The organism is Flavobacterium sp. (assembly GCF_049590715.1).
In the GTDB taxonomy this organism is placed as follows: domain Bacteria; phylum Bacteroidota; class Bacteroidia; order Flavobacteriales; family Flavobacteriaceae; genus Flavobacterium.
The window spans coordinates 1-20,820 of the sequence record NZ_JBAWDL010000340.1; the positions used below are offsets into that span (position 1 = coordinate 1).

General features: G+C 34.3%; 19 protein-coding genes. 7 read left to right on the forward strand and 12 right to left on the reverse strand.

Annotated elements, in window-relative coordinates:
- Positions 1-256: 256 nt before the first annotated feature.
- The 8 genes from msrB to WBQ70_RS14460 all read right to left on the reverse strand — a co-directional run bounded on the left by msrB (position 257) and on the right by WBQ70_RS14460 (position 6,489).
- Positions 257-793, reverse strand: a complete 537-nt coding sequence (gene msrB, locus WBQ70_RS14425; protein ID WP_423915412.1) for a peptide-methionine (R)-S-oxide reductase MsrB — start codon at positions 791-793, stop codon at positions 257-259.
- A gap of 76 nt (positions 794-869) precedes the next feature.
- Positions 870-1,490, reverse strand: coding sequence for a peptide-methionine (S)-S-oxide reductase MsrA (gene msrA, locus WBQ70_RS14430; RefSeq protein WP_423915413.1), 621 nt, complete (start codon positions 1,488-1,490; stop codon positions 870-872).
- 382 nt (positions 1,491-1,872) lie between these two features.
- Positions 1,873-2,166, reverse strand: coding sequence for a type II toxin-antitoxin system RelE/ParE family toxin (locus WBQ70_RS14435; protein WP_423915415.1), 294 nt, complete (start codon positions 2,164-2,166; stop codon positions 1,873-1,875).
- On the reverse strand, positions 2,159-2,407 hold the full coding sequence (locus tag WBQ70_RS14440; protein WP_423915438.1) for a type II toxin-antitoxin system ParD family antitoxin: 249 nt from the start codon (positions 2,405-2,407) through the stop codon (positions 2,159-2,161). Before WBQ70_RS14440 ends, WBQ70_RS14435 begins: the two co-directional genes overlap by 8 nt.
- A gap of 506 nt (positions 2,408-2,913) precedes the next feature.
- Positions 2,914-3,882 carry an arsenosugar biosynthesis arsenite methyltransferase ArsM gene (gene arsM, locus WBQ70_RS14445; RefSeq protein WP_423915417.1) on the reverse strand — a complete coding sequence of 323 codons (969 nt, stop codon included), beginning with the start codon at positions 3,880-3,882 and terminating at the stop codon, positions 2,914-2,916.
- Positions 3,883-4,011: 129 nt separating this feature from the next.
- On the reverse strand, positions 4,012-4,824 hold the full coding sequence (locus WBQ70_RS14450) for a purine-nucleoside phosphorylase (protein WP_423915419.1): 813 nt from the start codon (positions 4,822-4,824) through the stop codon (positions 4,012-4,014).
- Between the two features lie 140 nt (positions 4,825-4,964).
- Positions 4,965-6,017, reverse strand: a complete 1,053-nt coding sequence (gene arsS / locus WBQ70_RS14455; protein WP_423915421.1) for an arsenosugar biosynthesis radical SAM (seleno)protein ArsS — start codon at positions 6,015-6,017, stop codon at positions 4,965-4,967.
- Positions 6,018-6,153: 136 nt separating this feature from the next.
- On the reverse strand, positions 6,154-6,489 hold the full coding sequence (locus WBQ70_RS14460) for an arsenosugar biosynthesis-associated peroxidase-like protein (RefSeq protein WP_320889676.1): 336 nt from the start codon (positions 6,487-6,489) through the stop codon (positions 6,154-6,156).
- A gap of 652 nt (positions 6,490-7,141) precedes the next feature.
- Here WBQ70_RS14460 and WBQ70_RS14465 point away from each other — a divergent pair.
- From WBQ70_RS14465 to WBQ70_RS14495, 7 genes are all read left to right on the forward strand, one after another.
- The gene (locus tag WBQ70_RS14465) at positions 7,142-7,480 is read left to right on the forward strand and encodes a P-II family nitrogen regulator (RefSeq protein ID WP_423915422.1); all 339 of its coding nucleotides are present in this window, start codon (positions 7,142-7,144) and stop codon (positions 7,478-7,480) included.
- A 33-nt stretch (positions 7,481-7,513) separates the two neighbouring features.
- Positions 7,514-8,719 (forward strand): ammonium transporter, encoded by a 1,206-nt coding sequence (locus tag WBQ70_RS14470; RefSeq protein ID WP_423915424.1) that lies wholly within the window; start codon positions 7,514-7,516, stop codon positions 8,717-8,719.
- A 272-nt stretch (positions 8,720-8,991) separates the two neighbouring features.
- Complete coding sequence (locus WBQ70_RS14475) at positions 8,992-12,420, forward strand: DUF2126 domain-containing protein (protein ID WP_423915425.1); 3,429 nt, start codon at positions 8,992-8,994, stop codon at positions 12,418-12,420.
- 77 nt (positions 12,421-12,497) lie between these two features.
- Positions 12,498-15,101: a circularly permuted type 2 ATP-grasp protein gene (locus tag WBQ70_RS14480; RefSeq protein WP_423915427.1), complete on the forward strand. Its 2,604-nt coding sequence runs from the start codon at positions 12,498-12,500 to the stop codon at positions 15,099-15,101.
- Positions 15,091-15,960, forward strand: coding sequence for a transglutaminase family protein (locus tag WBQ70_RS14485; protein WP_423915429.1), 870 nt, complete (start codon positions 15,091-15,093; stop codon positions 15,958-15,960). The genes WBQ70_RS14480 and WBQ70_RS14485 overlap by 11 nt, the downstream gene beginning before the upstream one ends.
- 63 nt (positions 15,961-16,023) lie before the next feature.
- Positions 16,024-16,872, forward strand: a complete 849-nt coding sequence (locus WBQ70_RS14490) for a protein-glutamine glutaminase family protein (RefSeq protein ID WP_423915440.1) — start codon at positions 16,024-16,026, stop codon at positions 16,870-16,872.
- Positions 16,873-16,986: 114 nt separating this feature from the next.
- A complete protein-coding gene (locus WBQ70_RS14495; RefSeq protein ID WP_423915431.1) occupies positions 16,987-17,247 on the forward strand; it encodes a heavy-metal-associated domain-containing protein in 261 nt (86 codons plus the stop codon).
- Between the two features lie 194 nt (positions 17,248-17,441).
- Here the strand turns inward: WBQ70_RS14495 and WBQ70_RS14500 are convergent, their stop codons facing one another.
- The 4 genes from WBQ70_RS14500 to WBQ70_RS14515 all read right to left on the reverse strand — a co-directional run.
- Positions 17,442-18,845: a pyridoxal phosphate-dependent decarboxylase family protein gene (locus WBQ70_RS14500; RefSeq protein WP_423915433.1), complete on the reverse strand. Its 1,404-nt coding sequence runs from the start codon at positions 18,843-18,845 to the stop codon at positions 17,442-17,444.
- A 37-nt stretch (positions 18,846-18,882) separates the two neighbouring features.
- Positions 18,883-19,506 (reverse strand): FMN-dependent NADH-azoreductase, encoded by a 624-nt coding sequence (locus WBQ70_RS14505; RefSeq protein ID WP_423915435.1) that lies wholly within the window; start codon positions 19,504-19,506, stop codon positions 18,883-18,885.
- 76 nt (positions 19,507-19,582) lie between these two features.
- Complete coding sequence (locus WBQ70_RS14510; RefSeq protein WP_423915436.1) at positions 19,583-20,155, reverse strand: Crp/Fnr family transcriptional regulator; 573 nt, start codon at positions 20,153-20,155, stop codon at positions 19,583-19,585.
- Between the two features lie 383 nt (positions 20,156-20,538).
- A partial coding sequence (locus WBQ70_RS14515) for an LA2681 family HEPN domain-containing protein (RefSeq protein ID WP_423915437.1) occupies positions 20,539-20,820 on the reverse strand: 282 nt, incomplete at its 5' end.

Here is a 20,820-nt window from a genome sequence, read left to right on the forward strand (position 1 = left end):
TGAATAGCGTGATGCAATTGGCAAGATCCAGAGCAAGAGGTTATAGGAATCCCGAGAATTTCATAAAAATGGTATATTATTTAGGGAATGACTAAAAACACAATTCCACTAATTTAGGCGAAGAGCCAACTTTTTTTCTTAGAAACTTACATGACTTATATGTTTAACCCCTCTCTGCTCTCCGTTACTTAAATGCTCTTAAATTTCTTAAATGGTTTAAACTTTTTTAGAAAAAAAACTTATATGTTTATAAACTTTACTTCTCCAGAAATAACATTGCTCCTGAATTCATACAATAACGCAAACCTGTAGGTTTTGGCCCATCATCAAACAAATGTCCTAAATGTCCTTCACAACGCGCACAAACGATTTCGCCACGCACCATTCCGAGACTTTTATCTACAACCTCTTTGACTCTTTTTTTGTCTAAAACATCATAAAAACTAGGCCATCCTGTACCCGACTCAAATTTGGTTTCAGATGAAAATAACGGTAATTTACAACCCGCACAGAAATAATACCCTTTTTTATGATTGTCATAATAAGGATTTTTAAACGGGTATTCTGTTCCTTTCTCCCTTAAAATATGGTATTGGGTTGAAGTCAATTCTTTCTTCCATTCGGCATCCGTTTTTACTACTTTTTTCAAAGAAGTATCGTTAAGCGATAGTTTTTCTTGTGGCGGATTGTTATTCTCAACCATAGCGGCTGTTTCTTTTTTACTAGCCTGCATACAAGCCATAAAAACAAGTAACATAAGTGGTAAACTAATAATTTTGATATAAGATTTCATGATGTTAAATTTTGAATTAATGGATGTATTGGAAGAATGATTTTAATAAAAAATTAGTCTTCTTTGCGGTTAAACCCTACTTCAACTTTCCTTTATACGTCTTTACAAACTTATTAAACCTCGGTATAGAAACTCCTTGCACATATCCTTGATTCGGATTGTTTTTTACATAATCTTGGTGATATGCTTCGGCTTCATAAAAAGCTGAAATGGGTTTTACCTCAGTCACAATAGGATTTCTAAAAACTTTAGCAACGGTAAGTGCTTTGATTTTATCATCAATGATTTTCTTTTCGTCTAGATTGCTATAAAACGCAATCGAACGATAGGACGAACCTACATCAGGTCCTTGTTGGTTGGGAGTAGTGGGGTCTTGCGATGCAAAAAAAGCATCTACTAATTGTGCAAAACTCACTTTTTTAGGATCATAAAAAACAGCAACGACTTCTGCATGTCCCGTTTGATTGGAACCGACTTGATGATACGTTGGATTTTTAGTCGTTCCACCAGTATAACCCGAAACGGCTTCGTCAACACCATATACGGCTTCAAAAACATGTTCGCTACACCAAAAACAACCTTCGGCAAAAACAGCAACGGCTTTACCTGGCTTGACTTGCAGTGATAATTGTTTGGTTTGTGCTTGGCAACTTATTATAAAAAATAAGAGGGCAAAATAAGAGAGTGCTTTCATCATTTCTTTGTTTTATACTAATATACGGGAGATACTTCAGTTTGGTTTGTAAACGGATGCTAAACTTATGTTAAGCGTTTTACTAATTTTCAAAAAGAAATAGATGGTAGCTTTTCATAATCCTTACATTTTTTTTTACCGTAAAGGCACTAAGTCGCAAAGAAAAAAATGCATTTTATAAACAATGAGGTTTTGTACAAAAGTCAGGAGACTTAGGAAAAATTATAGGTTTTAATACCGATTTTAAAATTACCTCAAAGTCTGAAGAGTTTGGGGAGCGGGAGACGTAGCGACTTTTTAAATTATTGTCGTAAATATAATCAAATTTTGAACTTAGTACTTTCCGACTTAGAAAAGCAAAACCAGTCATGCTACCAAACAGCTATTATAGGTGCTTTTTCATATCCATCATGCCATGTATAATTCTAACAACTTCAATTTCCTTTTCGGTTACTATTCTATAAAATATTAGGTGTTGTCCAGTTTTAAAGCCTAAAACATTCCTTTCAACTACTTCGTATGATTTTCCTTGATTTGGTTTATTCGCTAACTCTTGACAAGAATCGATGAGTAAAGAGTAATAAATCTCCGCTTGGTTTTCAGACCAAGTCTCAACTGTATAATTCCAAATATCACCTAAATCTTCAACGGCTTTGTTAGTTAAGTAAAATTTAGCCATTCCCTTTTCTGGACTTAAGAGTTTCTAAATGTTTCTTTGAATCAAAGTCGACAGCTCTACCACTTTCAATTCCTTCACGAATTGCATTACGTAAAACAATTATACGATTTTCTTCTTCTTCCAAAAGTCGAAGCCCTGCGCGTACTACTTCGCTAGCGTTACTGAAACGACCTTTCGAAACAGTTGTTTCAATAAAACTCTCGAAATGATTGCCTAATGATATTGATGTATTTCTTCCCATGATTTCTTCATTTTTGGTAAAGTTACCAAATTTTGGTAACCAAGCAAATGCTTTCTTAGTAATTCTGGAAAAACCACCTACAACTCGTTTATACCAGCCATTAAATGGCTCCAATCCACCATTATTCGGTTAGCTTTGTGCTATAATCATTTAGTGAATTAATTAAGCTAAATATAAAAAAACACTTATTAATCAGTCTGAAACTAGATATTGTAGAAACAAATCTCCCTTTCTACCCCCGATTGAGGCGATATCCTCGTAGCGGAGCGAAGAGATAAAGCCGAAAGCGGGAGCGATGTTCTTAACAACACCAAATGTTATGGTGCTAATTTTTTAAACATTCAAGAAATTGAAGAATATCTAAGTTTTGGATATCTGAATAATATTCAATTTCCTAAATATCTTTTCTCTTGTTTCTTATTTCTTGCCTCTTTCCTCTTATCTCTTATCCCTTATCCCTAAAAATCTTTTCCCTAAACACCTAGAACCTCAGCTCCTCAAAAAACCTAACAACAGCCTCCCCCATTATAATGAAACGTACTCTCAGAAACATAAATGTCTTTGCGTTCCAAACTCGTTAAGGCGGCAGCGGTTTTATCGCATACGGCTAGAGGTTGGTTTTTCATTAAAGTATGTCCTTTTTTGTCGTCGAAATAGGATTCTTTACCGTAATAAATAGCGGTTTTTCCTGTGAAAACACAAGGACCATCAGCAGGCATTGGGTCTTTGATGGCACAGACTTCGATGCTTTCGATAAAAATTAATTCATCGGTTGGATAATTTTCAGGATCAAGAATTCGGTATGGACGACGCCCACGGATTTCGATAGTTCCAAAACCAACATCAGTCAAGGCTTTAATATAATCGGCAATAGGAATGCTCCCGCTCAAGCACAAGGCACGGAGGTGGTCGTCATTGCGCAAAGCTTCGTTCATAGGTTGCTCACAGGTAGGATCGCTCATAACCAAACGTCCGTGTGGTTTTAGGACACGATACATTTCTTGCAGGGCTTTCTTTAAATCCTCGGCTTTGAAGATGTTGAACAAGCAGTTTTGAGCGGCTATATCAATGCTTTCGTTTTCTATTGGAAGGTTTAGAGCGTCCCCTTTTTTGAGTTCGATAAAGTCACTTTGGAACCAATCATTTTGTTTTTCGGCTTCAAGGAAGTTTTTGCGTGAAGCTTCGAGCATTTCATCGACTACATCTACGCCTACGACTCCGCCTTTTTGACGAGAGAAATAAGAGAATTGTAGTAATTCCATTCCGCCTCCTACGCCTACGTAAAGGACTTTGGGATTATTAATTAAATCTTGTGCCGAGATGGTGCTTCCGCAACCGTAATTCATCTCTTGCATGATCATGGGGATTTCCAATCCTGGAAATTTCCAAATAGGTGTTGTAGTACAGCAAAGCCCCACATCAGGTGTTAAGGCAGCTTGTTTGTATAGATCATTTGTCGCGTTTAAGTAGCTCATAATTTTTTTTCAAGTTATGGATTATCCGTTATATGTTAAGGATTAAGGGGTGGAAGTTAGGAAAGGTGAGTTAGGAAATTATACTTATTCAATAGCACTTATAAACAAGTAACTCCTAACACATAACTCTTAACCCCTTATCAAACCCTTAAAAAGCGTGACCATTTTAGGTTCAGCTTGTCCAGCAATAGCGATTATTTCGGCAATGTTTACGGGTTTTAAATTATCAGGATCACACTCATCTGTCAAAACCGAAACGGCAATAACTGGCAAACGCAAGTGATTGGCTACTATTACTTCAGGTACAGTACTCATTCCTACAGCATCTGCACCAATAGTTCGCAAATAACGGTATTCGGCACGGGTTTCTAATTGTGGGCCTACAACACCTACATAAACTCCTTTGTGTAGTGCGATTCCGTTTTCTTTGGCAACAGCCAAAGCTTTTTTGTTCATTTCTGTGTCATAAGGTGCGCTCATATCTACAAATCGGTCTCCAAAATCAGATACATTTTTGAATGCTAATGGCGAACCTCCTTGTAAGTTGATATGATCGTCAATCAACATCATATCTCCTTTTTTATAATCCAAATTCATTGCTCCAGCCGCATTTGAAATCAACAACTGCTGAATACCTAACGCTTTTAAGATTCGGATAGGAAAAGTAATTTCTTGCAACGAATAGCCTTCATACAAATGGAAACGCCCTTGCATTACGACTACTTTTTTCCCTTCTAAGGTTCCATAAATCAATTTACCCGAATGAGATTCGACTGTAGAAACAGGAAAATGTGGAATATCACTATAATCGACTTGTTTTTCTATTTGGATATGATCAACGAGTTGTCCTAATCCAGTGCCTAGTACGATTCCGAATTCTGGTGTGGTAAAGCCTTTCGATTGTAAAAAAGCAACCGTTTCATTTATTATTTTTATGTTCATTTTTTTATGTTTTATTGGAACACTGATTTTAGAAAGTAAAGAAATTTAATACTCTTTTATTGGTGTTTTAACTTAATTTGTATTTGAAACATTTCAACTAAGACGCTATCAAATAAACTTAGCGAATCTTTGCGGTTACACTAGACCACTGTTCCTTGACAACTACTCCCCGCTCCAGCGGTACAACCGTAGCAATGTTGGGAAATAATAATGTTTCTATCCTCTAAAATTTCTTGATTGAAATCGGATATATGTTTTACTTTTGAAGCGACTTTTAATGCTAACATTTGGTTAAAATCACAATCGTATAACCAGCCATCCCAACTGACCGAAATCGTATTGGTACACATCACATTGGCGACAGCCACAGGATTAAAGGCTTCGACCAAAGCATACATATAATCTTCATAATTATCTGAGGCGATCAAATAATCCAGAAAACGAGAAATAGGCAGATTCGTAATAGCAAAAAGCGAATTAAAATCGATATCAAAATCTTCTTTCAACGCTTTTTTGAAATCGTTTTCCAATGCTTTTTGATCTGTTGGCAAAAACGCACCCGATGGATTGTAGACCAAATCGAGTTTTAAACTACTTCCTTCTTTCCCGTAGCCTACTTTATTCAGCATTTGTAACGCTTGAATGGATTTATCAAAAACTCCATCACCTCGTTGTTTATCCGTTTTTTCTCTTTTGTAAAATGGCAAAGACGAAATCACATGTATGTTGTGTTTGGCAAAAAACTCAGGGAGGTCGTGGTATTTTTTATTGGCTAAAATAATCGTCAGATTAGAACGAACGATAAAATCCTTTACTCCTAGTTTAGAAGCTTCTTCCACAAACCAACGGAAATTAGGATTCATCTCAGGCGCACCACCCGTTAAATCTAAGGTGTTTACATCACTGGTTTTAAGAACGTCCAAAATTTGTTGCATCGTTTCGACCGTCATGATTTCCTTTCGATCAGGCCCTGCATCCACATGACAATGTGCACAAACCTGATTGCACATATACCCAACGTTGATTTGGAGGATTTCTATTTTTTTAGGTTGTAAAGGAAAAGCTCCTGATTTTTTTATTTTTTCAGCGAAAGTAGGCAGACTTCCATCTTGAAAAATTCCTGTCGAAAGAATCTCGAGTTGTTTTTCGGTTTTAGAGAGTTCGCTGTGTTTGGCGTGTAAGGATTTGAGCATTGTTAAAGGAGCTAAGAGATTTAGGTTCTGAGGTACTACGAAAATTATAAGATTCTGCTATTTTTAGTAAAATGAAATTTCAATTACTTGATACAACATTTAAAATCTCAGAATCTTAGCTTCATAAAACCTCTTTTTACATTGATAATTTATCGTATTTATTCATCATTTGTACACTATGTACTAAAGTTGCCCCACCCCGAATAGCTGCTGCTACATGTACGGCTTCCATCATTTCTTCTTTGGTAATCCCTCGTTTAAGTCCATCGCCTGTATAAGCATCAATACAATAGGGACATTGAACGGTATGAGAAACCGCCAAAGCGATTAATGATTTTTCTCGTGCTGACAAACTGCCTTCTTCAAATACTTTTCCGTAGTAATCAAAAAACTTATCTCCTAGTTCTTCGTTCCAATCGGATATTTTACCAAATTTTTTCAGGTCAGCTGGGTCGTAATAGGTTTTGTCCATTATATAGTGTCTTATTTAGTAGTCCTTTAATATTCTATCAAAAATACAATCTAGAATATAAATAGAGATACGTTTAACTTTTATTTTTGGTTTTAATTCATCTCAAAAAATAGATATTTATTAATCTGACAGTATTAAAACGAGTTCCTTACAAAAATTAAAAAATAAATTGCAATCCTGCTTTTTAAACCACTCAATTCTTCAAAAAATACCTTTCTTCTACATTCGAAATACCAAACGATACTCCAACATTACATTAAAAACAATAAATAAAGAAAAAAACAAATACCCCTATATAAAATAGGGGGTAAGTAAAATATAAATATAAAAATAGCATTTAAAATAGTTTTTAGAATATTGAAAAACCGATAGACCTTGTAAAAAATAGGGATATACATAAATAATCAATTATTAAAATCGCATTTTTAATCTACTAAAACTACTAATTACTTATTATTTAGTGTCGATTTTAAAATATTAATAAATCGTTTCTAAATTTAACAAATAGTATATCAAATCTTATTTCTCATTGAAAAAAGTTAATAAATTCGCTAAAAACAATTGAAAAACTAACAATAAAGCAACAACACTTACCAATGCTTTATTACCAAAAAAAGAAGTAATAACCCTTAATTTCAAAAACAAATTAAACATGAAAAAAATTGAAGCAACTATTAGAAAATCTAAATTTTCTGATGTAAAAAAAGCATTACATGAAGTAGGAGTAAATTTCTTTACCTATTGGGATGTAACAGGAGTTGGAAACGAAAAAGAAGGTCATGTATATAGAGGAATCACTTATAGTACCTCAGACATTCAAAGAAGATACATCTCTATCGTCGTTTCAGATCCATTTTTAGATGTAACCATTGAAGCTATCTTAAAATCAGCGTATACCGGAATGGTAGGTGATGGTAAAATATTTGTCATGGACGTGATTGATACATACAGAATTAGAACAAAAGAAAATGGCAACGACGCTGTGAACTAGAAAACTTTACAATAATTAATTAAAATATATATTATGGATACGAATGCTGTTATAGACTTAATGTGGGTAGTGATCTGCGGGATATTAGTGTTTTTTATGCAAGCTGGTTTTACACTTGTTGAAGCTGGTTTTGCTAGATCAAAAAACGCTGGAAATATAATCATGAAAAATTTAATGGATTTCTGTATTGGTAGCGTCGTGTTTTGGGCGGTAGGTTACTCAATCATGTACGGAAAATCAATAGGTGGTCTTATTGGAGATCCAAGTCAATTTTTTCTTTTTGATAGTGCGGCTGATATGCACAGCTTATTTTTTCAAACTGTTTTTGCTGCTACTGCTGCTACAATTGTTTCAGGAGCTATCGCTGAGAGAACAAAATTTACTACTTATTTAATCTTCTCATTATTAATGACATTAATCATTTATCCTATTTCAGGAAGCTGGGTATGGAATGGAGATGGTTGGTTAGCACAAATGGGATTCACTGATTTTGCTGGTTCTACAGTAGTACACTCTGTAGGTGGATGGGCTGCATTTGTAGCTGCTGCATTAGTAGGTCCTAGAATTGGAAAATATACGGATGGAAAATCAAATGCGATACCTGGTCACAATATTATGTTAGGTGCATTAGGGGTATTCATCTTATGGTTAGGATGGTTTGGATTTAATCCTGGTTCTCAATTAGCAATTACTGGCGATAACGCAATAGCAGTAACAGGAGTAATCATTACTACAAACTTAGCTGGAGCTGCTGGAGCAATTGCTGCTTTATTCCTTTCATGGAAACTATACGGAAAACCAGATATTTCAATGACATTAAATGGAGTATTAGCTGGATTAGTAGGTATTACTGCTGGATGTGCAGCAGTTAGTCCACTGGGAGCCATCATCATCGGACTTATTTGTGGAGTAACCGTTGTTTTCTCAATAGAATTTATCGACAAAAAATTAAAAGTGGATGATCCAGTAGGAGCAGTATCTGTACACGGAGTATGTGGTGCGCTAGGAACTTTATTAGTAGGTTTCTTTGCTACCGATGGTGGATTATTCTACGGTGGTGGAATTGACAAATTAATTGTACAAGCAACTGGTGTTATCAGTATTGGTGCTTGGGCTGCAGGAACTGCTTTCGTAATTTTATTCATCTTGAAGAAAACGATGGGATTAAGAGTTACCAAAGAAGAAGAAATTGACGGATTAGACATTCATGAACACGGTTCAAATGTTTATAATGACTAAGTATTAGTTTCCTTAAATAACTGATTAAAAAACCGCTTCAAATTGTATTTGAAGCGGTTTTTTTTTGCTCCAATATTTCAAAAACGCACATTCAATAAATAATACACGTTAAAAAAATCATATTAACGAATTATCAACAAAATATTAAAAAAACAATAAAATTCACTAAACCAACCCATAAAAACCTTAATTATCCTCACCAAAAAGCCATAAATACAGATTTTTTTTCAATATTTGTATATACTCAATAACGCTACAAAAAAATATTTTTTATGTCAATAAAAATAGCCATCTCTCACAAAACTACCTACAAATTTGACCGAAGCGTTAAATTGTTTCCTCATGTTTTTAGACTTAGACCAGCCGTACATTCTCGAACTCAGATTGAGGGCTATACTTTTAAAATAAGTCCAGAGAATCATTTTATCAATTGGCAACAAGACCCTTTTGGGAATTACCAAGCAAGAATTGTTTTTCCTGACAAAATCCAAGAATTAAAAGTCGAAGTCGAAGTCATTGCAAAACTTCAAGTCATTAATCCTTTTGATTATTTTGTGGAAGAATATGCTCAAAAGTATCCTTTTAAATATGAAGAAACACTCGAACAAGAATTAATTCCTTATTTAAAATTAAGCGAAGAGAGTCCTATATTTTTAAAATTTATGGAGAACATCAAATTAAATGATGCCATAGAAATTAATGATTTTTTAGTGTATCTGAACCAAGAGGTATATAAAACACTTACGTATAATCTTCGAATGGAAGCTGGCGTGCAAACACCTGAAGAAACATTACGAATTAAAAGTGGTTCATGCAGGGATTTTGCTTGGCTACTCATTCATATTTTGCGCCACTTTGGTATAGCTTCCCGATTTGTTTCTGGATATATCGTACAATTAGCACCGGATATCAAATCACTAGACGGCCCTTCAGGACCTGAGAATGATTTTACTGATTTACATGCTTGGGTTGAAGTCTATCTTCCAGGTGCTGGTTGGATTGGACTCGATCCTACCTCAGGGCTTTTTGCTAGTGAAGGCCATATCCCGTTATGTTGTACGCCACATTATGAAAGTGCTGCACCTGTAACTGGTGCGACTGAAAAATGTGAAGTGAGTTTTGAATTTGAAAATAAAGTAACCCGTATTCATGAAGACCCTAGAGTAACCAAACCTTATTCTGACAAACAATGGGAAGATATCATGGCCGTTGGAAATGTTGTTGAAAAAGATTTAATTGAAGGTGATGTTCGTTTAACAATGGGTGGTGAACCAACTTTTATCTCTATTGATGATTTTGAAGGAGCCGAATGGAACACTGCTGCCGATGGTCCTTTGAAACGAAAATTAGCATACGATTTAGCACTTCGTCTAAAACAACGATTTGCACACGGTGGCTTATTGCATTTTGGGCAAGGAAAATGGTATCCTGGTGAATTATTTCCTCGTTGGCAATATGGTTTGTACTGGAGAAAAGATGGATTTCCTTTATGGAAAAATGATGCTTTAGTAGCCAAAGAAGGCGAAACAGAATTTAATTTTCACGATGCTGAAAAATTCACTGAAGAATTGACCAAATATTTAGGAATCGATACTAAAAACATCTTACCTACCTACGAAGACCCCATTTATTGGGCGCTTGAAGAAGGGAAACTTCCTGTGAATTTAGACCCATTGAAAGTCAATTTAAAAGATTCAATGGAGCGACATAATCTCGCTAAAGTTTTAGAAAAAGGCTTAAATAATCCCTCAGGATTTGTTTTGCCCATTCGAAAAAATTATACCGCAGACAATTGGGAAAGTTGTGCTTGGGAATTCAGAAGAGGCAATTGCTTTTTAATTCCTGGGAATTCACCAATTGGTTTGCGTTTGCCTTTGGATTCACTCCCAAAGACTTCTAAAAACAAAAGAGAAACAGTTGTTGATCGAAGTTTATTTGAAGATTTACCTGCTTTAGGAGATTATGATGAAAAAGTAAAAAAGCGTTACGGAACTATTTCAAAGATTTTTGATTCCTTCAAAAAAGTATTATCCAAAAAAGAGGACAAAAAGAAAGACCTAACGGAAGTAGATTCGCTACTATTTGAAGTTGATACTTTCATTACAGCAATGTGCGTTCAAGAACGCGATGGGATGTTGTATATTTTTCTGCCACCCACGGATTATTTAGAAGACTATGTTGACTTAATTACTTCGATAGAAATCACTGCCGAAAAATTACAAATGCCTGTCAGAATTGAAGGATATCAACCAAAGACCGATTACAGAGTTGAGAAAATGATGGTGACGCCTGACCCTGGCGTTATTGAAGTGAATGTACATCCAGCCAAATCGTGGCAAGAGATTGTAGATAATACAACGGCACTTTATGAAGAAGCTTTTCTATCTCGTTTGGGAACTGATAAATTTATGGTTGATGGTCGTCATACTGGAACTGGTGGAGGGAATCACGTAACTTTAGGCGCAGAAAGACCCGAAGACAGCCCGTTATTAAGAAGACCTGATTTATTACGAAGTTTAATTACCTATTGGCAACATCATCCGGTATTGAGTTACCTTTTTGCTGGGCCTTTTATTGGTCCTACGAGTCAAGCACCGCGTATTGATGAAGGTCGAGACGAACGCCTGTACGAAATGGAAATTGCTTTTGAACAAATACCAAAAGACAAAGAAGTCCCTTTTTGGATGGTCGATCGAATATTCCGAAATCTATTGACGGATATTACTGGGAATACCCATCGAACGGAGTTTTGTATCGATAAATTATTTTCTCCTGATTCCTCAACAGGACGTTTGGGAATACTAGAATTAAGAGCTTTTGATATGCCTCCTCACAAACACATGAATTTGGTTCAAAATTTATTAGTGCGTTCTTTGGTCGCTAAATTTTGGAAAGAACCCTACGAGAAAAAATTAATCCGTTGGGGAACCGAGTTGCATGATAAATTTCTATTACCACATTTTGCCTATCTGGATATGATTGATGTGGTGAAAGATTTAAAAGATGCTGGTTATAATTTTGATATTTCTTGGTTTGATCCTTTCTTCGAATTTAGATATCCGCATCATGGTAACCTGACTATTGATAACATTCAATTAGAAATTAGATTGGGTATTGAGCCTTGGCATGTATTGGGAGAAGAATTGTCTAGCTCTGGAACCTCTCGATTTGTAGATTCCTCATTGGAACGTTTGCAAGTAAAAGTTTCTGGAATTGTACCCGAACGTCATATTTTATTATGCAAAGGATGCCGAATTCCATTAAGAAGCACAGGAACTAAAGGAGAATATGTAGCCGGTATTCGATACAAATCATGGAATCCGCCATCGGCATTACACCCTAATATTGGAATCGATGTTCCTCTTGTTTTTGATTTAGTGGATACGTGGAATAATAAAGTAATTGGTGGTTGCACCTATTTTGTAACCCATCCTGGCGGAAGGAGTTTTGATACTTTCCCTGTAAATAGTTTTGAAGCGGAATCACGAAAACTAAGTCGTTTTTGGGATTTTGGTCATACCCCATCTTCTGCATTGGAAGATGTAAATAAAGAAAAAGAAATGATTGCAAATAGCACGGCAACATCTCGTTTTTTAGTCGAGTCTAAATCAGATCTTAGACTGGATACGCCCATCGAACTTATTAACCCTGAATACCCTTACACTTTGGATTTAAGACATTATTGGAAAGCAAAAGAATAGAATAATTACATTGTTGTTCTCTTCAAAAGGCTTTATTTTGCCAATTACAAAAAATGCTATTCATTTACAATTAACAAATGATTCAAGATATTACATTAGGATTACTCAATTCGTACAAAGAAACCATCAATTCTTATGATGAAGTTATTGACAGTAACGGTCAAGTAAAACCCTATTGGCAAAAATTCTTTAATACTTTAGAATCTATTGGATTAGAAGAATTAGAGTTTCGCAATCAGGAAATCATAAAAAAGCTGAAAGAAAACGGCGTTACGTACAATGTTTACGATTCTAATAATGAAGGAAATCGACAATGGAAATTAGACCCCATTCCGTTCTTGATTCATAAATCAGAGTGGGAAACCATTGAAAAAGGATTAAAACAAAGGGCTACTCTATTAGATTTAATTTTAAAAGATATTTATGGCCCACAGGAACTTTTAAAAAACAGCATTATTCCCGCTGAATTAGTTTTTGACAACAATGGATTGCTTTTGCCTTGCTTTGATATCCAACAAAAATTAAGTACGCAGCTCTTAAACCTAGCTTGTGATTTGGCTCGTGGTCCTGATGGAAAAATGTGGCTCTTGGATACTAGAACACAATCTCCCTCTGGTTCAGGATACGCTCTTGAGAACCGAATTGTGATGAGTAAGGTTTTACCTGAATTCAATAAAAAAATACACCGCAGTAGGCTAGCTCCCTATTTCAGTAATTTACAAAATGCTGTAGAATCATTAGGAAACAATTCCAATGAAAACCAAAACGTTGTTTTCTTAACACCAGGACCAGGAAACGAAAGTTATTTTGAACACGTTTATCTATCGTCTCATTTGGGATACACACTGGTACAAGGAACAGATTTAGTAGTTCGCGATGGTTTTGTTTGGTTAAAATCCATTGACCAACTCGAACGTGTCGATGTGATTATAAAAAGACTAGATGATATTTGGTGTGATCCTTTAGAGTTAAAAAGAGACTCTTTAATTGGAATTCCTGGCTTGCTACAAGTCATTCGTTTAGGAAATGTAGCCGTATTAAATAACCCCGGAACAGCCGTTTTAGAAAATTACGGACTTATGGCTTTTATGCAAAATGCTTGTAAGTTTTTGCTAAAAGAGCCTTTATTAATCAATTCAGTCGCTACGTGGTGGTGTGGACAAAAGAAAGAATTAACCTTTGTATTGAACAATTTACCCAAATTAATTGTAAAGAAAACCAATAGAAAACTCGGTTTTAGATCCATCTATGGACGTCTCTTAAATGAGAAGCAAATAAAAGAATTAAAAGAAATGATTCTGCAAAGTCCAAAAGATTTTGTGGCTCAAGAAGAAGTTAGCCTCTCCACTACTCCATCCTTTATCGATGGAAAATTAGTTCCAAGATTTGCAGCCATGCGTGCCTTTATCATTTTTGATGGAAACGAATACAAAGTAATGCCCGGTGGCTTAACGCGAAGTGCTTACATCAAAGGAAAATTTGAAATTTCAAATCATTTAGGCGGACTTTCAAAAGATACTTGGATCATTACCGATACTTTAAATGAAGTCAATCAGAATCTAGTTGAACGAAAAAACACAAACAACCAACTCAGCAATTCATTAACGAGTCGCAATGCCGAAAATTTATTTTGGGTAGGTCGCATGTGCGAACGAACCATGGCACTCCGTAGTTTTTTAAAAATTATTATAAGTCGCCTCAATGAAAACGTTTATAATAATAAAGAAAACGGTCAACCTGAATTTCTAGTCGTTCTATTAAAATCATTAACGCATTTGACCCAAACCTATCCGGGCTTTGCAGGCAATATCTACGAAGATAAAGAAGATGAAAACCTGCCATCGAATGATGCTATTTTTGAAAATCCAATTATCGAACTACTGAGTTTAATTAGTGATCCTAAAAAAGTGGGTTCGGTAACCTATAATATTCAAGCATTACTAAACACCATTAATCAAGTCAGTGAAAAATGGAATCATGATACGCGACGTATTATCAATTTAGTCGAAGAAAGTATGATTGGACTTAAAAATCCAGCCACAACTAATGCTAATACAGCCAATCATTCCTTAGACAAATTGCATATTCGTTTGTTTTCTTTTTACGGGAATATTTATGAAACACTGCCTCGTGATAATGGTTTTTATTTATTAGAATCAGGTAAAAATGTGGAACGAATTCTTTCGCTAATTGCTGTTTTTCAATCGACCTTTAAATTTAAAAACGATGACGATGTTGAAGATTTACTAATGGAAGCCATTTTAGAAAATCATAATTTATTAGCACAATATAGAAACATTTATAAGTCCCATCTTAATCTAAAAGCAGTTATAAACATGATTTTTTTAGAAAAAAATCTACCTTATACCTTGAGCTTTTTATTAGACAGATTATCATTCTTTTTATCCATTTTACCCAAATCTATCGAGCCAAATCAATTGAGTATAGCTGAAAAATCCGTTTTAGAAGCCAATACCATTGTAAAACTAATAGATGCGGATAGCTTAACACAATACGACGAAGTTAGCTTAATACGAACAAATTTAAACGAAACATTGACCAAGGTGTATAATCTTACTGCTAGCGTTTCGACAAATCTAGCCAGTTTGTATTTTAACCACTCTGTTATACAACATTCTATATTAGATACCCTAGATACAATGAATTCAGATGAAATATAAATTAAAACATCAAACCCTATATACTTATGTAAACGCAGTTCACAATTACCAGAGTGTCTTGTGTTTACAACCCCGAAACTCGGCCAACCAAGTTTGTCAAAATTTCAAAATAGAAATTGAGCCAAAACCATCTAAAATATACAGTCGGGAGGATTATTTTGGAAACATCCAGCATTATTTTTCCATTCATCAAGCACATACCACACTCAAAGTTGTGGTTTCAAGTGAAATTGAGGTTTTAAATAATGCTGTACGACCCTACAACCCAATTAGCTGTATTGAAACAACGGCTAAAATAAATGCGAGTTCAAAACTAAGAGCCGAGTTGTTATTGTATCAATTACCAAGTCAGTATGTGGTTTGGGACGAAGAAGTTAAGGATTTTGCCAAAACCTGTTTAATTCCGAACGAATCCCTTTTTAATGGAGTTTTGAATTTAATAAAAAAAATATTTACCGATTTTCAATTCAAATCAGGGGTAACAAATATCAATACTCCAATTAAAACCGTCCTTAGAGAACGAAGAGGCGTCTGTCAAGATTTTTCACATTTAGCCATTGCATGTATAAGAAGCATGGGTATTCCTGCGCGGTACGTAAGTGGATATATCGAAACCTTACCACCTAAAGGAAAACCTAAATTAGAAGGATCTGATGCCTCACATGCGTGGATATCCGTATATATTCCTGAAATGGGTTGGTGCGAATTTGATCCAACCAATAATATGATCCCCGGACAAAGACATATCATCACTGCGTATGGTAGAGATTTTGCCGATGTTTCCCCGCTAAAGGGTATTATCTTTAGTTCAGGTGAACACAAAGTAAAAGTAGAAGTCGATGTGATACCAGTAGTTTAATCTTAATATTTTTTTGTCATTAACACAAAACATCCTTTAGAAACCGTTGGCAAAGCAACTCTTATCAGCCAAAAAAGAGCAGACGAACTATTTCAACTAGTTTTGAATGCTGGATTACCGTATGGATACCAACAGGCTAATTGTCACAATGTATCGCATTATATTTATATGTTGCTCTTGTCAAATGGGGTAACTACGTCGAAAATTTGGACCTTTTCCCCTGGATTGTATTCGAGTTCGAGTTCCGAATTAATTTCGTTTACCGATACCAAAAAGCTTTCTCCTACTGGCACAATAGACTGGGGTTATCATGTAGCACCCATATTACACGTTCAAAAAGGAAAGGAAATCAGCGAAATGGTAATCGATTTGGGACTTTTTCCGGAAGGACCTGTGCACTACAAAACTTGGTTAAACAAACTAAAAACAAGAAAACTTCTCCACCTCATCATGGATGCCGACTGGTATTTGTTTAATTCCTCCATGATACCCAACTACCAACTCAATAATGATCCTGCATATGACCACGACCAAAATGTAGATTTACCTTATTTCTTTTGGGACAAACTCATCAATGATTTTTTTAAGTATGAAGGCGAGTCAAAAGATAATAAATGGTTACCCAAAGGACTTGCCATCAACGAAACCGCTATGGTATTCTATAACAACGAAATTGCTCCTATTCTAAAAATGAACTCCCATAAAGAATTGGTACAAGATTATAAAAACCTTGTGGGCAATGTGTTTAATTTTGAAACCGTATTTAGAGATGATAAATGGAATTACGACATGACACCTGAATTTCAGGAGAAGTACCAATTTATTATTTCAAAATACAAAGAAAGCTACTTTACCAATCTCAACAAATGGGATAGCATGGCGTCAACATTAGAAAACAACCTCTTAAAATAAAGCTAAATAGACATCCTAAATCTAAAAGGAATCTTAATTAATTGATTTTAAAAGATTAAATGATTAAATTTAAGGTTATATAAACAGATTAATATAATCTTAAAATAAACCATCATGAGCTTAATATCAGATAATATCATCCCTGGAAATCAAGGAAGAGTTTTTGGAACAAATGCCAAAGAAGATTCAGATTTAATAACAATTAAAAATAGTCTATTAGAAATAGACGGCATAAACCAAGTTACTGTAAACAATCTTATTTTCCCACGTGAATTCACTGTATTTTCTACCAAAATAATTGACATACACGAAATCGAAAATAAAGTAAAATCCGTTGGTTTTCATGCTATCCAAAAAAGTAGTTTGGAGATATAATTCCTGTTTTACGGAAATTATTAAAACTTAAAAACCTCGTTTATCCTGAACCATTTGGATAAACGAGGTTTTGTAGTTTAATATTAGGAATTTTTGCCACTACAACTTTTTGTTTAAAATATTTGCTTACTGTTGTCGTCATAGGCAAATACCTGCCTAACTATTGAAGACAAAACTGAGCCATTGGGATTTATTCATATTATTTCTATTATTCTATTCATTTCATCAAATACTGACGTGATATCATCTTTAGTTGTTCTCCAATTTACAAATGAAGCTCTAATTCCTTTTTTAGTATCAAAAAATGTAGGTGTCATAAACACCTTTCCAGTTTCGTTTAGGGTAGTTAAAAACGTCTGTACTTTTTCTTGATTTTCTTTTCCATTCAAAGTAAATACTATATTGTTTAATCTTACAGGTGCTAATAATTCAAATTTTTCACTTTGTTCAATATACTCTCCAAGAACATTAGCTAATGAAATACAATTTTCTACGATATTTTTGTATCCTTCTTTCCCATATGCGGTAAGAGTAAACCAAGCTGGTAAGGCTTTGAGTCTTCTTGAATTTTCAGGTAGAAAATTGAGGTAATTAAAATCATTTGATGGATTTCCAAGATAGGGTGCATTAGAATTTTGGAAGCTTTCAGCCTGTAATATTTTATGCTCTTCTTTTACAAAGAAAACAGCACTCTCATAAGGAACATTTAACCATTTATGACAATCAGTAGTAATGCTATCAGAATGTTCCCAATCTTTGAGTAAATGTTTATGACTATTAGAACAAGCCGCAAAACCACCGAAAGCAGCATCTATATGCCACCAAAATGTATACTTATCTCTTAATTTATTAATTGCAATAAAATCATCAAAATCAACTGTGTTAACTGTTCCTCCACTTGTTACCAGAATAAATGGTTGTCCATTGAGTACTTTAATTTTTCTTTCTAAATCGGTAATTGAAATCGCCTCTCTATTGCCCTCAATTGTATCGACTTTTACTATGTTATTGCTTCCCATACCTAAAAGTGCAAGAGATTTTATTACAGAAGAATGTGGCGTTGCAGTCAAGATGTTTATTTTCTCTGTAATGCCATCTTTTGCAAAATCTTTCCTATAAGCTTTTCCTATCCATTGACGTGCAACTGCAAGACAAGTAAAACTTGACATAGTAGCACCAGTTACAAAACCACCTAAAAAGGTATCTGGTAATTCAAATAAGTCTAAAAGTAAGTTGATAGTCTCTAATTCAATATTTGCTGAAATATCTCCTTGTCCATTAAGGCTTTGGGGATTTTGGTCATAAATAGTTGCTAACCAATCTCCAACTATTGAAGCTGGTGTTGAACCTCCAGTAACATATCCCCAAAATCTTGGACCAGAAGACGAAACCATTATCGGTTCAAATCTTTTATTGAATAAGTCCAAAGCTTCATCAGTTCCAATTCCAGCATTATTTAGTTTTCTTTTACTTTGAATTACCAGTTTTGTTGAAGTAGGTCTTTTGTTAATACTTGAGAGATAATCAACGCTTTGATTTTTAACTTTTTCAAGGATTCTATCAAGTTCATTCGACTCGGATTGTAATATTTGATTCATTTAACTCTTGTTTTAGCTAGTTGGAAAGATTTTTTTTTTAAATTCTTTCAATTTCTTGGTAACTTTTTCTTTTGGAGTTTTCAAATATTTCTCCTCCAAATTCTTCATTATCTAATGAAATTATGGTAACGTCTTTTATTCCCATTATTCCGAACACAAATTTAAGGTAAGTAGTTTGAAAATTCATATGCTCATTTTTTTCATTTTCTCCATAAGATGTATCGCCTCGACTTGATAAAATAAACATTTTTTTGTTGTTTAAAAGGCCTACATAATCTCCATCTGGTTTCCCTGAACGAAATTTCCAAGTTTCATTTATTCGCATAAGTTGGTCGATATATGATTTTAAACCACTTGGAATTGACCAATTGTACATAGGAGTCCCAATAACATATATATTATGCTCTTTAAATTCGTTAACCAACAGATCGCTAAATTCAACCCCAGACTGATTTTCTTTAGTTCTTTTTTTTGGATCGATAAATGCACTTCCAATCCATTTTTCATTTATTGCAGGAATTTCCTTTAGTCCAACTTCTCGAAAGGAAAATATGTCTTTCGGATTTTTCTTTTTCCAGTTTTCGGTAAATAGTTTTGTTAATTCTCGACTGTGTGATTTTTCATTTCGTACACTTGCGTTAATGATAAGTACTTTGTTCATTTTTTATAAAATTTTGAATGATGGCACAAAGTTCGTTATCAAAATAGAGAAAAATATTGACCTAGTTTAAGATGGCTTATGTTTTTTTTCGAATCCTGCTTAAAAACTCAGCTGTAATACCTAGGTAAGAAGCGATTAAGTATTGGGGCACTTTAGCTACTATTTTTGGATAATTTTCTGTAAAATTAGTATATCGTTGTTCTGCATTTAGTACATTATCTTCAATTATTCTTCTTTGTAAACTACTTAAATAATTTTCAAGGATGATTCTGAAAAAGCGCTCCAATTTTGGAATTTGTTTTAACATTTCTTGAAAAGAATCGTAATGAATCTGTAATAATTCAGTTTTCTCAATTGCTTGAATGTTATAAATCGAAGGTTTTTGTTTTTGAAAACTTTCAATGTCAGTCGCCCACCAATTTTCAATTGCAAAATAGAGTATTTCTTCTTTTCCTGTTTTAGAATTTATGTAAAAAGCTTTTAAAGTTCCACTGACTACAAAATTATCAGTTCTGCAAGTTTTACCATTTCTTAGCAAATAATCTCCTTTATGAAGAGTCTTTTTTATCCAGAAACTTTCAATTAAATTTTCCTCATCTAAATTTAATGTAATATATTTTGAAATGGATTCAATTAGTAGGTTTTTCATTCGGGGAGTTCAAATTGTTGTCAACGGTTTTGTATTAGAATAGTTGCGATTTCGTGCATGTAAATTTTCATGATGAAAATGCACCTATAGAAAGTGGAACTATCCTTTTGTTTTGAAGTTCTAAATTTAGCAATTATTTATATTCTTTTGACTCCTATAAAACAATGGCCAAGCGCTCTTGTGTTTACTAATGAAGAAAAACAAGTCAAATCCAAGTTTGGCAACCCACAAAAAAAAAGAGGACTAAAAATCCTCTTGATATTCTCTCCAAAAATTTAACAATAAACTCATAGTGTTACGAAAGTGTAATCGGTTCCGTTCAACACGGGTTTCATTGTTCGTGCTTCGCACGCAACGAAACTCTAGCTGTTACCAGCTGGCTACTAGCGTTTCAATTCATCTCTCAATTCAATAAAATCAATCGGTAAAGCTGGCTGGGATATTATTTTCTTTTTCTCCTCCAAATTAATTCCAAGAGACAGATAAATCATACTTGCTCTAATTAAAGTAATTAATTTCAAAGTTTTTCTCTCAAATTCATCTCGGGTAATTACATATGTTAATTCGTTGTCGGATAAACCTGTTTCTCCAAATTCTACAATTTTAAATGATTTATGCTCAATAAAGTTTCTAATTTGTGCTAATTTTTTTGCTTCAGGTTCAAT